This window comes from Dinoroseobacter shibae DFL 12 = DSM 16493 (genome assembly GCF_000018145.1).
In the GTDB taxonomy this organism is placed as follows: domain Bacteria; phylum Pseudomonadota; class Alphaproteobacteria; order Rhodobacterales; family Rhodobacteraceae; genus Dinoroseobacter; species Dinoroseobacter shibae.
On sequence record NC_009952.1, the window covers coordinates 1,977,976 to 1,990,870 of the forward strand.

Consider the following 12,895-nt stretch of genomic DNA (forward strand, 5'->3'; position numbering starts at 1 on the left):
GATAGGCCCGTATCGCCCATCGCGCGCAGACACGAAAAAAGCCCGCAGTGCCGGTGGGGCACCGCGGGCTGGGCCTGCATCCGTGAGTGGGGTCAGGCGACGTTTTGCTTGGGGGCGCGGGCGTAAACATCCTCGTAGCGGACGATGTCGTCCTCGCCAAGATACGCCCCCGACTGCACCTCGATCAGGTTCAGCGGCACCTTTCCGCGATTCTCCAGCCGGTGGACCGCGCCGAGCGGGATGTAGACCGACTGGTTCTCGCTGATTAGCGAGACATCGCGGTCCACGGTCACATGGGCGCTGCCTTCGACAACGACCCAATGCTCCGCCCGGTGAAAATGGCTTTGCAGACTGAGCGCGGCCCCCGGCTTGACCATGATGCGCTTGACCTGGAACCGCTCGCCCAGGGACAGCGTCTCGAAATAGCCCCAGGGCCGGTGACAGCGGCGGAAGCTCTCGGCCTGGGAGGCGCCCTGCACCTTGAGGGCGGCGACCACCTCTTTCACCCGCTCGGAGTCGTCGAGATTGGCCACGAGGATCGCATCATCGGTGGCGATGGCGGCGATGTTCTGCAGCCCCAGCCCGACCAGTCTGGTGCCGGGTGCGGTCGATTTGAGCAGACTGTTGCGGCAGTCGATCTGCAAGGCGCTGCCCTGCACCGTGTTACCCTCTGTGTCCTGGTCCGACGCGCCGTGCACCGACCGCCAGGAGCCCAGGTCGGTCCAGCCGCAGGAAACCGGGATCACCCGCAGGGCCTCGGCCGCCTCCATGATCGCGTAGTCGATGGAAATGTCCTCGCAGCGCGCGTAGGCCTGCGCACCGAGGCGATAGAAGCACAAGTCATCCTCGCCCGCGGCCATCGCCGCGCGCACAGGCATCACCAACCGCGGGGCCAGGCGTTCAAACGCATCGATTATGGTCCCAACCTTGAACATGAAGATGCCCGCGTTCCAAAGGTGCCGCCCCGCCGCCAGAAGCTGCGCCGCCTGCGCCGCGTCAGGCTTTTCCACAAAGGACTTGAGAACTTGCGGCTGACCGGGCACCGGCGTGCCCGACAACTCGAGATACCCGTAACCGGTCTCGGCCGCGATGGGCGTGACGCCGAAAGTCACCAGATGCCCCTCCTCTGCCGCCGCTTTCCCTGCGGCGACCGCATCGAGAAACGCGGCGCCGTCAGCGATCCGGTGATCCGAGGGGGAGACCAGCAGGACCGCGTCCGGCGTTGCCTCGTGGCGCAGGGCAGCCGCGAGGATCGCCGGCGCGGTGTTGCGGCCCGCAGGCTCCAGCAGGATGTCGGCGCCGGTAACCCCGGCATCGTCCAACTGCTCGGCGGTGATGAAGCGGAAATCGTCGCCGGTGATGATGGTCGGCGCGGCGAAGTGCGGGCCCTGCAGCCGGGCAAGCGTATCCTGGAACAGGCTGCGGGCACCGACCAGCTCGGTGAATTGCTTGGGGTAGCTCTTGCGCGAGGCAGGCCACAGGCGGCTGCCGGAGCCTCCGGCGAGGATGACGGGGATAATCATGACGCAACTCCAATCTTTAACATTGCCCGGAGCTTAGGGGCTGCGCGCGCACGACGCGTCTGTGCGCAAGGATCGGGACCGCGCGCTTCCGAGAGGCGCGCTATCCCAACGGATAGGCTCACAACCAGACAGGGGTCGGCAGCAGACCGATATAGATCGCCAGCCCCGTCACGAAACTCGCCACGGCAATGATCAGCTGCGCCTTGGCGGTCCAGTTCTGCGCCCGCGCCACCAGCCCCCCGCCCCCACCGGCGGATTGGTTGCCTCGGTTCGACCATTTCTGCTTGGACAGATGGAAGATCATGAAGATCTTCACCGATGCGTTGATGACCTGGTTGAAATACAGGATGAAGGGCCAGGACAAATCGACCGTGCGGCTGTAGCGGAACAGGAACAGGCACAGCACGATCCGGCTGAAAACCACCCAGATCAGCGCGCTCCAGAGATAGAGCGGATCGACGAACGCCGCGAGGATGGCCAGCGTCGGGCTGACCATCATGGTCCACATGGCGATGCGTTGATCGACGATGCACCACCAAATGAACGGTTTGACCCGCCGCGGGCCCAGCGCGATGGCCCGACTGCCGTTGCGGAGCATGTTGCCCGACCAGCGGCGGAAATTCTGGATCATCCGCTCCAGCCCGTTTTCCTTGATCACCTCGATGGTGAAGACCGTGGCGTCGGGGACATAGGTCATTTTCGATCCGCGGGTCAGCATATGGTACCAGGTCGACTTGTCATCGCCCGACAGAAACCGGAACCGCCCCCAGAGCCAGTGGTCGAGATGATCCGCCTCGATCGTGCGAATGAACCGCTCGCTGAGCATGTGCTGGGCCCGGAACACGCTCATCCGCCCGGTCAGGGTGAGCACCTTGTCGGACATCGCGTGGCTCTGCATGGCCAGACGCCGCTGCGCGAATCGCATATCGAGCCAGTTGGCGATCCATTTCGGGCCGTAACAGATCACTTCTTCATCGGTGGTCAGCGCCTGCAACTCGGGATCGGCGCCGAACATCGACAGGGTCTTTTCCAGAACGTCCTGCCCATAGAGCGCATCCCCGTCCATGAAGATCACCAGATCGTCCGGGTGGACCCCGTTGCGGTTGATCGCCCGCAGGATCAGCCCGATCGCCATCCGCTTGCCCGGCTGGTTCTGCCGGATGAAGACCAGTTCAGCCAGATCATCAGAGATGTCCTGGGCATGGGTTTCCACGAACGACCGGATGATGAGCTCGTCATAGGCCGAGCCGGTCCCGATATAGAGGGTCGTGGGAATGCGCTCGCGCCGGATCTGGCCCAGGATCGAGCCGATCACGCGTTTGGTGATCGCAGGTTCCTCGAAATACGTCGTCATCTGGATGTGCAGCCGCCGGGGCCGCCACCCCGCCTGCCACACGCAATTGGCCCGGGCGCGCATGCCGGGCCATTTGACGCGGCGATAGATCTCGGCCCGTACCGCATGGGTGAACCACCATCCGAAGCGCCAGGTCCCGAGGGCTCCGATCACCAGCGTGATTTGCAGAACATCGGGCTGGAAGAACCGGTTCTGGGTACTGACCAGAAGATAGAAGAGCCCCGTCAGCGCCACCGCCAGCAAGAAGATCTGCCTTGCCTGCCACTTGGCCAGGCCGCGCCGGGGTGGGCCCTGGAAGCCGCGCAAACGGCGGGTCAGGTCCTTGCCGAAGGCGTAGTCATTTTCAGGGGCGGACATCGAACAGGTCTTGCAGGGCAGTGACCCAGGGCAGGTTGCGGTCCAGCGACAGGTCCATGGGCGCGCCCGGGCGCAACAGCTCCGGCGCCTCGCTCGCGACCCAATCCGCCGGCAGCACCAGGACGCGCAGCCCGAACGCGCCGCCCCGGTCCGGGTGCGCCATGGCGACCACCTCCTGCACGGTGCCGCGGATCTGGCGCGTTTGGCCGCCCGAGATCGCCACCATGCGCGCGCCCATGCCGGGATAGACCGCCGCCGCCATCGCCTCGTCGAGCCACCCGACCACATGGCGCGGCCCTTCGGCCTCGACGGTCACGGCGACATCGCCGCGGGACAGGAACTGATCCTCGAAAATCGCCATCTCATTGACCACACCATCGGCCATGGCCACGATATCGGCCGCGCCCGCGATGCTCTTCTCGGCGCTGAGTGCGCGCTTCAGGGCGGCGATTTCGCTCTTCTGGTCGCGCAGGGTTTCCATCAGATAGGCGTGCTGGCCATGAAAATCGTCCGGCGCCTGGGACACCCCCGCGTCGAACATCTGCAGACCGTGTAGCGCCTGCCGTACCGCGCGCAGGTCGTAACCGCCGAGGAAATCCGCAGGTCTGCGCGCCGCGATGGCCCGGGCCAGTGCCTCCTCAAGAGGGCGGCGGGCATCGGCCTTCCCTTCGGCATGGAGCGCGAGCGCCGCGCGGGTGCGGCTGGCCCGTGCCTCGGCCAGCCGCAGATCGGCGCGAATATCGGTCAGGACGGCCTTGTGCCCGGGGCTCGACAGCACCACCAGGGTCTGGCCTTGCCGGACGCGGTCGCCGGGCTTGACCCGGATCTCGTCCACATACGCCCCCGTGGGTGCGGGATGGACCACAAGCTCGGCCACCACGCGGGCCTGCCCCACATCGATGCTGCTGAGCCGCGCCCAGATCTGTTGGCCGAGTACCCCGAAGACCAGAAGCCCGATCACCCCATAGAACAGGACGTTCCAAACCGCCCGCAAGGCGCGCGGGGTCGTTCCGCGGACTGCCTCTGTCTGCTCTTCCTCGGTCTCTCCCATCGGGACGAGATCAACGGGCGTGTCGAGACTGGTGATCACCTCTTCGGTGCTGGCCATGCGACCCGACAGGATCGAGCGGTAGAACACCGCCAATGTTTCGCGCTGCCGCCCGCTCAAGCCGTCGAACAGGAGCGCGCGGGGCCCGTCGCCGCGCCGGAACTTCACCGGGAACCGGATATCGACACCCTGGAACGGAATGGACAACTGGCCCTGGCTCGGCAACACGTCGCTGTCTCCGGGAAATTCCAGCCCGCTCAACGACCAGGCGTCCACGGTCACCACGTCCCCGGTCACCAGCTCCAGGCCCAGCGGGGCGCGGACCTGGAAGGACAGGTCTGACATGGGTCTTTCGTGACGAATTTTCACCGAACAAGGCCTTGCAAACTGGAACTGATCGCGTCCTATCATCTGAACTTGCCGCAGGCTGCGCCGCCGCCGTATATTCGCCGTCTCGAAAGTATAGGCGCCCGGCATCGGCATAGAGCGGGTCGAAGGGGGTTCCCTAGGGGGCCTCCCGGGCCCTATGACCGGCGACAGTTCGAGAGGAGTACGAGTCGATGAGCAAACTGGCGTGTTTCAAGGCCTATGACGTGCGTGGCCGGATCGGCGACACCCTCGATACCGAGATCGCCCAAGATGTCGGGCGCGCGGTGGCCGAGGTGCTGGGTGCGCGGTGCGTCGTGGTGGGCCGGGATATCCGCGACAGCTCACCCGCCCTGTGCGAGGCACTCGGCGCGGGCCTCCGCGCGGCGGGCGCGGATGTGCGCGACATCGGGCTCTGCGGCACCGAAGAGGTGTATTTCGCCACCGACCACCTGGACGCCTGCGCCGGTGTGATGGTCACCGCCTCGCACAACCCCATCGACTATAACGGGTTCAAGATCGTCGGTCGCGGGGCACGTCCCCTGCCCGACGCGCAATTCCGCGCGATCGAACGGCTCGCGGCAACGCGCGCCTTCGCGGCCCCGACCGCGCAATCCGGCACGCACCTGGAGGCGGACACGCGCGCCGCCTATGTCGCGCGGGTCTGCAGTTTCGTCGATCCCGCCGCGCTCGGGCCGGTCCACGTGGTCGCGAATGCGGGCAATGGCTGTGCCGGTTCGACCTTCGACGCGGTGATCGCCGCTCTCGAAGCCGGGGGCGCGAAAATTGAGGTCACACGGCTGCACCACGCACCGGACGCGCGGTTTCCCAACGGCATCCCCAACCCGCTCTTGCCCGAGAACCAGCCCGCGACCTCCGCGGCGATCACACGGGCCGGGGCCGATCTGGGCATCGCCTGGGACGGAGATTTCGACCGCTGCTTCTTTTTCGACGAGACCGGTGCCTTCATCCCGGGCGAGTTCGTGGTCGGCCTGCTGGCCGAGGCGATCCTGGAGCAGACCCCGGGCGCAAGTATCGTCTACGACCCCCGGGTGGTGTGGAACACACGCCGGATCGTCGAGGCCGCTGGCGGCGCCGCGGTGCTGTCGAAGACGGGTCATGTGCTCGTGAAGGACACGATGCGCCGCAACGACGCGGCCTATGGCGGCGAGATGTCCGCGCATCACTATTTCCGGGATTTCATGTTCTGCGACAGCGGCATGATCCCCTGGCTGCTGATGCTGGAGCGGCTGTCAAAGAGCGGGCGTCCGCTTTCTGCGGCCGTGGCGGAGATGCGGCGTCGCCACCCCTCCTCGGGGGAGATCAACTTCCGGGTCTCGGACGCGGCCCGGGTGATGGCCACCCTCCGGCAGCATTACGCGGACAGCGCCGAACACATCGATACCCTCGACGGTGTGAGCATGGAGTTTGCCGATTGGCGTTTCAACCTGCGCGCCTCGAACACCGAGCCGCTGCTGCGCCTGAATGTCGAGACGCTTGAAAGTGCGGCGCTGCTCGACCGGCGCGTCGGTGAGATCAGATCCATGATCGAAGCCGCCGCCTGACGCAGCCGCCCACGCAAAGTCGTGAACGCCCGGCGCATCCCGCCGGGCGCTTTGCGTTCCGTTGTCCGTCCTGACCGAACGCGGCGCGGCTTAGCCTTCGGAGCGCCGGGCATATACCTTTGCGCCCCCGCAGGGCGCGCGGGCTCCGATATCCGGAGCGCAAAGGAGCCCATCATGCCAGTTCGCACATTTCCCAGTTTCACCGCGCTCACAGTCTTGCTCGCAGCCGCCGGGTCCGCATGGGCCGGGGACAACACGCTTTACGACGCCCCGCCACCCGATGACGCGGCCTTCCTGCGCTGGATCGAGCCTGCCGCGGCGCCCGTGGTGCTTGGCGTGTCCGACCTCGGGCAGGACGGCGATGCCTTCCACCCGGTGTCCGCGGCCCGCACCGACGGGGCCCGCGCGGGCGTGTTCTACACCGCCGCCATGGGCGCCAACGGCGAGGTTGTCCTCATCGAGGAACCCGCGCGCGCGGACAGAACCAAGGTCCTGCTGACGCTGGTAAACCTGTCGGAAGACACCGTGCGCCTCGTGCTGCCGGACCAAGAGGTCGCGGTGGTCGGTGACACAAGCATCAACAGTGCAGCCTCCCGGGCGGTCAACCCGGTGGCCGTCACGCTCGAAGTGGAGACCGCCGACGGCCGCAGCCTTGGTGCCTTCGAGGTGTCTTTGCGCCGCGGGCAGAACCTGACCTTCGTGGCCCGCCCGGACGGGGCCGACCTGATCGAGAACCGGTTCGGCGCGACACTCGGCGGGTCGTGAGATGGTTTTCTCGACCCCCATTTTCCTTTTCGGGTTTCTGCCCGTGTTTCTCGCCGCCTATTACCTGGTGCCGCGCGCGGGGCGAAACTGGCTGATCCTGCTGGCCTCGACGCTGTTCTATGCCTGGTGGCGGACAGACGCGCTCATCGTGCTCTACGTCGTGGCGGGCAGCAGCTATGCTGCCGCAAAGCTCGCCACGCAGACGCGCGATGCAACGGTCAAGACATGGGCCGTGCGCGCCGGTGTGGCGGTGAACCTCGCGATCCTGGGGTGGTTCAAATACACCACCTTTATCCTGGGGAACCTGAACACCGCCCTTGGCGGCGACGCCCTGACGGTGCCCGAGATCATCCTGCCCATCGGGCTGTCCTTCCTGACCTTCCAATCCATCAGCTACATCCTTGATGTTGCGCGCGGTGACGCGCCGCCTGCGCGAAAGCTGTCGGATTTCCTGGCCTTTTCATCGTTGTTTCCGCAACTGATCGCGGGGCCGGTGCTGCGCTACAAGGACCTTGCGCACCAGTTCGAAACGCGGGAGCACTCGGTCGCCCTGTTTTGCCGAGGCGCGCGCCGGTTCATCGAGGGCCTGGCGATGAAGCTGCTGATCGCGGACAGCGTGGCGCCCCTTGCCGATCGCATCTTCGCCCTGTCTGATCCCACCGTCGCCGAGGCGTGGCTCGGCGCGCTTGCCTACAGCATTCAGCTGCTGTTCGATTTCGCAGGCTACTCGGCCATGGCCATCGGGCTGGGTCTGATGATCGGGTTCCATTTCCCCGAGAACTTCGATGCGCCGTACACCTCGCGCTCGATCACCGAGTTCTGGCGCCGCTGGCATATCAGCCTGTCGCGCTGGCTGCGCGATTACCTCTATGTGCCGCTCGGCGGAAACCGGGGCGGACGGCTCAGGACCTACCGCAACCTGGTGCTGACCATGGTGCTGGGCGGGATCTGGCATGGCGCCAACTGGACCTTCGTGGTCTGGGGGCTCTGGCATGGCGGGCTGATGGCGCTGGAGCGCGCGCTCGGCGCGAAACACCGCGACACCGTCTGGCCCCGGTTGCTCGCCTGGCCGGTGACGATGATCTGCGTGGTCCTCGGCTGGGTCGTGTTCCGTGCTGCGAGCCTCGGCGAGGCAATGACCATGTATGCGGGCATGTTCGGCGCCCATGGATTGCCCCTTCGGGCGGAAACTGTCCTGCTGACGGCGCCGACCGAGGTGATCTGCCTCGCCCTGGGAATGGTCTTGTCCATGGCCCCGCGCCCGGCCCTGCACCCCGTGGCCTGGGCTGCGCGCCTGCAACCAGCCGCACTTTCCATGCTCTGCCTTATCGCGGTGCAGGCTCGTACGGTCAGCCCTTTCCTGTATTTCCAGTTCTGAGGACCACCGACATGGAGTCCATCACCGACAAGATCAGTACCCTGGCCCTTGCCACCGCCGTGGCGGGCGTGTCCCTGACCTCCTTCGCCCAGGTCGATCTCGGCAACTGGCAAACCGGGTGGCGCACGGGTCTTTACCAGCGCGGCTTCGAGGACCGCTTCACCGACGGGATCGCCACACGGGACCACGCGGCCGCGCTTTGGGCCGCCCTGCGCTGGGAGGTGTTCGACGAGACCGCCGAGGGCGCGATCAAGGGGCGGGACGGATGGCTCTTCACCCGCGAAGAGTTCATCGAACCCGCACCGTCGCGCGACCTCGACGCCGAACTGCGCCGCGTGGCCCAAACCCTGCGCGGGCACGGCATCGACCTGATCCCGGTGATCGTACCCGACAAGGCCCGGATGCAGGCCGACCGCCTGCCACGCAGCCGGTCCGAGGGGTTTGCCCTGCGCCTCGATCGCGCCCTCGGCAGCGTCGCGGCAGCCGGGTTGCCGGTTATCGACCTGCGCCCGGCGCTGTCGATCCGCGACGGATACATGCGCACAGACACCCATTGGAGCCCCCGGGGCGCGCGGGCCAGTGCCTTGGCAATTGCCGCCGCTTTGCAGGACCGCGCACTCCCACGGGCCGCCGTCACCACGACCGTGACCGGCGTGGTGCCCTTCGAAGGCGATCTCACGGTTTTTGCCGATACGGGCCCCTGGCGGCCCTGGATCGGCCCCGCGCCGGAGGTCATCGAAACCTTCGAAACCCGGGTGGACGCCGCCGAGGACCTCTTTGGCGAAGCGGTCCTTCCTGTCGCCCTGGTCGGGACGAGCTTCTCCGCCAAGCCCGCGTTCCATTTCGAGGGGTTCCTGAAGGACGCCCTGCAAGCGGATGTCCTGAACGCCAGCCGCATTGGACTAGGGCCCTTCGTGCCCATGGACGATTTTCTGGCCGATATCGGCGATCTCGCCTCTCTGCCAACCCTCGTGATCTGGGAAATCCCGGAACGGTACCTGACAAGTCGGAGCCTTACACAATGAAACCCCTTCCCTTCCTGAGCATCGCCCTGTTGCTCGCAACCGGCGCGCAGGCCGAGCCATATTGCGCCGATCTGCTGGAGGCAGAGCGCCTGCCTGCCAAATACGCCCGTAACGCCCCGATCTACAGCGATGCGGCAAGCGGCTGGGTCTTCACCCAGGACCAGCTGAAGGAGCGCTACGCGATGAAACCCGCCGCCCAGGCGCTGGTCGCCGAGATCGTGCGGGAATTCGACAAGCGCGACGTCGCACTTGCCATCGTGGTCCCGCCCCCTCGCCCGATCATCGCAGGCCAGGCGCACTTTGACGCGGCGATGGGCGAGGCGCACCATGACCTCGACGCGGCACAAGCCTCCTTCGGCGACCTCATCACGGGGCTCGCCGCGACCGGGGCCATCGTGCCCAATCTGCAAGAGCTTGCCCTCAGCGATGCGGACCTGCGCGCCGCGTTCTACTTCAAACGTGACACCCATTGGACGACCACGGGCGCCCTGGCCAGCGCCCGCGCCGTGGCACAAGCCACCGCGACCGCAAGATCGGATCTTTTCCCGGACATGCCGGCCGATGCGCCCGCGATGGCACCGCTCGAAACCACGATCGAGGAAAAAGGCTCCCTCGCCCGGATCCTGCGCGACGTGTGCGACATCGAGCCGGGGCGCGAAACCGCCCCGCTTTACAACTACGCCCGCGCCTCAGCGGCAGGGCTGCTGGCCGATGTCACTGATGCGCCCCGGGTGGCCCTTCTCGGCAGCAGCTTTTCCGACCGCTATCAGACCGACCACTACCGCTTCGCAGATGCGCTGTCCCAAGCCTTCGATCTGGACGTTGAGAACTTCTCCGTTTCCGGTGGCGGGCCCATTGGCGCGCTGGAAGGCTACATTCTGTCCGGTGCCCTCGACCGGCGCGACCATCCCATGGTGATCTGGGAATTGCCCTATACCGAGAATTTCAACTCGGTCTCCTTCCTGCGGCAACTTCTTGGCGCTTTGAAATATCGATCCAGCGGGACCGGCGACACCCATGCGGTGCGCGATGCGGGCGCGCCACTCGAGATCGAGGTTGCACAGTCGGGCCTGTCCGGGATCGGGATCGAAACCGGAAGCCTGGAGCACCAGAATATCCGGGTCGATGTGGAGTTTGTCGATGGCTCCGCCCAGCGTGTCACCCTGCGCCGCCGCCCCGCGGTGCCGGTTGACCTGCGTGGCACACACCTATTCGGCGTCTTGGGCCCCTTCGGCGATCGAACCCCCAAGACGGTCACAGCAACGCCCCTCAAGGGCACCGAAATGATCACCATCCAACTGTTCTGATCTCGAAACGGCCCCCGGGCGCACTTGCACACGGCCGGGGGTCATCACGCCACAGCTTGCGCGGCCCCCTCGGCCAAATCCGAAAACGGCCTCCCCCGGACCGAACAGCCGGACACGCCAAATCATCCCGGACGCACGGACACCCCTGCCCAAGCCCCCTCTTCTGAGGCGTACCATCATGTCCGAAAGCATGGTCGCAGCCGCGCACGGCTCTTTCCGTGCAAGGCGCGGCCTTTTTCGTTGTAGAGGCGCCAATGTTGTAGAGTTGTTGTAGAGGGTGCCGAAAACGACAAAAACCGCCCTATCGGACGACCTCTATCGTGTTGTAATCTCAAGGAGATTTGGCTCCGGCGGTAGGGATCGAACCTACGACCAATTGATTAACAGTCAAGCGACGATATTTATTCGGTTGGTGCATGGTGATTATAGTTGTCATAAAAAACAATGGTTTACACCTATTTTGCAACGATAATCAATCGGTTTACAGTGCATGGTAGCGCATGATAGTGACGTGATGCGTTGCAAAACGTTGCAAAAATGGAGCCCGCCACATGACCGCCGCCATCGACTTCACGAAACCCGCTCGCTTGCTGAAAACGCCGCCGGGTATGTACCGCCATGACGGCGACCGCTTTCCCGGCCTCTACCTGAACGTCGGCAAGACCAAGAGCACATGGTACATCAAACGAAAGGTCGATGGGAAAACGAAGTCGATCAAGGTCGGCGGATTCCCTGCGCTCGATGCTGTTGCTGCGTTCAAGCAAGGCGACACCAAGACGGGGGTTGCCAAGAGCGACATCCAGACCGTTCGGGATGGTTGGATATTCTGGTGCGATACATCGCAGGCGCAGGGCGGTATGTCTGACGACCATCGCCAGCGCATGACCCGCCAGCTTGAAATGCACGCGAAGGAGATCATGGACAGTAACGTGGCCGATGTGACCTCGGCCAATGTTCAGGCCGTCCTCAACCGCCTCATGGCCGAAGGCAAGAAGGCGACCGCACGGGCGGTGCGGATCGGGATCGGCAATGCGTTCAACTTCGCGCCTGTCGTGAACCCGGTTAACCAGAAACGGACGCGGGTTGCCAAGAGCGACGAGACCGAGGCGCAGTGGACGGCAGTAGCGCGGCAGCACGACCTCGACGCGGACGATTGGTCAACGATCTGGTCCGCCATCATGGCACGGCGCGAGAAGAACGTGATTGTCGGCACAGCGGTCGCCGTCATGTTCCTGACCGGCATCCGCTCCGAAAACGTCTGCTCTCTGTCATGGGATCAGGTCGATTTGCAGAACAAGACGATCCACCTGACGAAAATGAAGAACAAGCTGGCGCGCACGCTGCCGGTGATGGACACGGTGGTTGATCTGCTAAAAGCGATCCGCAATTCGGGCAGCGAATGGGTGTTCCCGGCGTCGTCCGCGACGGGATACATCACCGACCCCAAGGGCACGTTCGCAGAGATCGACGGAAATCGGGTTCGCGTGTTTTTGCCCCATGACGGTAGGCGACACTTCATGCAGGCCGCAGCCGAGGCATTCTTGCCCGACTACGTCGCCCATTTTCTCCGCGGCGATAAAAAGGCGGGCGAGGGTAGCGACATGCCGATGAAATACCTCAAGCGGATGGGCAACCGCCGCGCTGTTGACGAAATAGAAAAGGTCTATTTCGAGCGGATTAAGGTAAGACCTGCTTTCGATCTTGATTGAAGCAAGGAGCACAACTAACTGTACTCGTGCATCAACGCCCGTCGTGAGACGCGCGCGCCGTTCAGGCGGATGCCAGATAGCCTCGGCAGCGCCGCGTTGGGAAGCGGGCCAAGGTGACGACCCGAACCCAGCGAGTATCAACGGATGGGTCCTGCTGTCTCGATAGGGACAAGACAGGAGTGAACCGTTGATGGAGTCCCCAGACAATCTCCGCGCGCTGGAACAGCGCATCGAACAGCTTGAGTTCGAAATCACCAACCCCAAAATCATGACGCCGCGTGAAGTGTGCGACTTGCTCCGTATCTCGGAGGCGCAACTGTATGCGTGGAAGCGTGAAGGCAACGCACCGCCGGCCATCTACTTCAGCCAGCGCACCGTTCGGTATGACCGCGACGCCGTGCTGACATGGGCGAAGCAAATGGAAGTCGGTGCGGCTGCGCTGAACGAACAAAAGGGGGCAGGTGCGTGACCTGCCCCCTGGCTCAGCGCGCGAAAGGA

10 protein-coding genes are annotated in these 12,895 nt (G+C 64.9%); 7 read left to right on the plus strand and 3 right to left on the minus strand.

Annotated elements, in window-relative coordinates; genetic code table 11:
- Positions 1 to 92: 92 nt before the first annotated feature.
- From DSHI_RS09670 to DSHI_RS09680, 3 genes are all read right to left on the minus strand, one after another.
- Positions 93 to 1,523 (minus strand): mannose-1-phosphate guanylyltransferase/mannose-6-phosphate isomerase, encoded by a 1,431-nt coding sequence (locus DSHI_RS09670; RefSeq protein WP_012178569.1) that lies wholly within the window; start codon positions 1,521 to 1,523, stop codon positions 93 to 95.
- 118 nt (positions 1,524 to 1,641) lie between these two features.
- Positions 1,642 to 3,234, minus strand: a complete 1,593-nt coding sequence (locus DSHI_RS09675) for a glycosyltransferase (protein WP_012178570.1) — start codon at positions 3,232 to 3,234, stop codon at positions 1,642 to 1,644.
- Entirely contained in the window at positions 3,221 to 4,627 is a 1,407-nt protein-coding gene (locus DSHI_RS09680; RefSeq protein ID WP_012178571.1) for an HlyD family secretion protein, read from the minus strand. Before DSHI_RS09680 ends, DSHI_RS09675 begins: the two co-directional genes overlap by 14 nt.
- Before the next feature lie 215 nt (positions 4,628 to 4,842).
- Here DSHI_RS09680 and DSHI_RS09685 point away from each other — a divergent pair, with 215 nt between their 5' ends.
- The 7 genes from DSHI_RS09685 to DSHI_RS09715 all read left to right on the plus strand — a co-directional run bounded on the left by DSHI_RS09685 (position 4,843) and on the right by DSHI_RS09715 (position 12,866).
- On the plus strand, positions 4,843 to 6,213 hold the full coding sequence (locus tag DSHI_RS09685) for a phosphomannomutase/phosphoglucomutase (protein WP_012178572.1): 1,371 nt from the start codon (positions 4,843 to 4,845) through the stop codon (positions 6,211 to 6,213).
- Positions 6,214 to 6,387: 174 nt separating this feature from the next.
- Entirely contained in the window at positions 6,388 to 6,978 is a 591-nt protein-coding gene (locus tag DSHI_RS09690) for an alginate O-acetyltransferase AlgF (protein WP_012178573.1), read from the plus strand.
- A gap of 1 nt (position 6,979) precedes the next feature.
- A complete protein-coding gene (locus DSHI_RS09695; RefSeq protein WP_012178574.1) occupies positions 6,980 to 8,356 on the plus strand; it encodes an MBOAT family O-acyltransferase in 1,377 nt (458 codons plus the stop codon).
- 11 nt (positions 8,357 to 8,367) lie between these two features.
- A complete protein-coding gene (locus tag DSHI_RS09700) occupies positions 8,368 to 9,381 on the plus strand; it encodes an alginate O-acetyltransferase AlgX-related protein (RefSeq protein WP_012178575.1) in 1,014 nt (337 codons plus the stop codon).
- A complete protein-coding gene (locus tag DSHI_RS09705; protein ID WP_012178576.1) occupies positions 9,378 to 10,688 on the plus strand; it encodes an alginate O-acetyltransferase AlgX-related protein in 1,311 nt (436 codons plus the stop codon). The genes DSHI_RS09700 and DSHI_RS09705 overlap by 4 nt, the downstream gene beginning before the upstream one ends.
- Before the next feature lie 551 nt (positions 10,689 to 11,239).
- Positions 11,240 to 12,397 carry a tyrosine-type recombinase/integrase gene (locus DSHI_RS09710; protein ID WP_044027734.1) on the plus strand — a complete coding sequence of 386 codons (1,158 nt, stop codon included), beginning with the start codon at positions 11,240 to 11,242 and terminating at the stop codon, positions 12,395 to 12,397.
- A gap of 190 nt (positions 12,398 to 12,587) precedes the next feature.
- Positions 12,588 to 12,866: a helix-turn-helix transcriptional regulator gene (locus DSHI_RS09715; protein ID WP_044027735.1), complete on the plus strand. Its 279-nt coding sequence runs from the start codon at positions 12,588 to 12,590 to the stop codon at positions 12,864 to 12,866.
- Positions 12,867 to 12,895 lie beyond the last annotated feature (29 nt).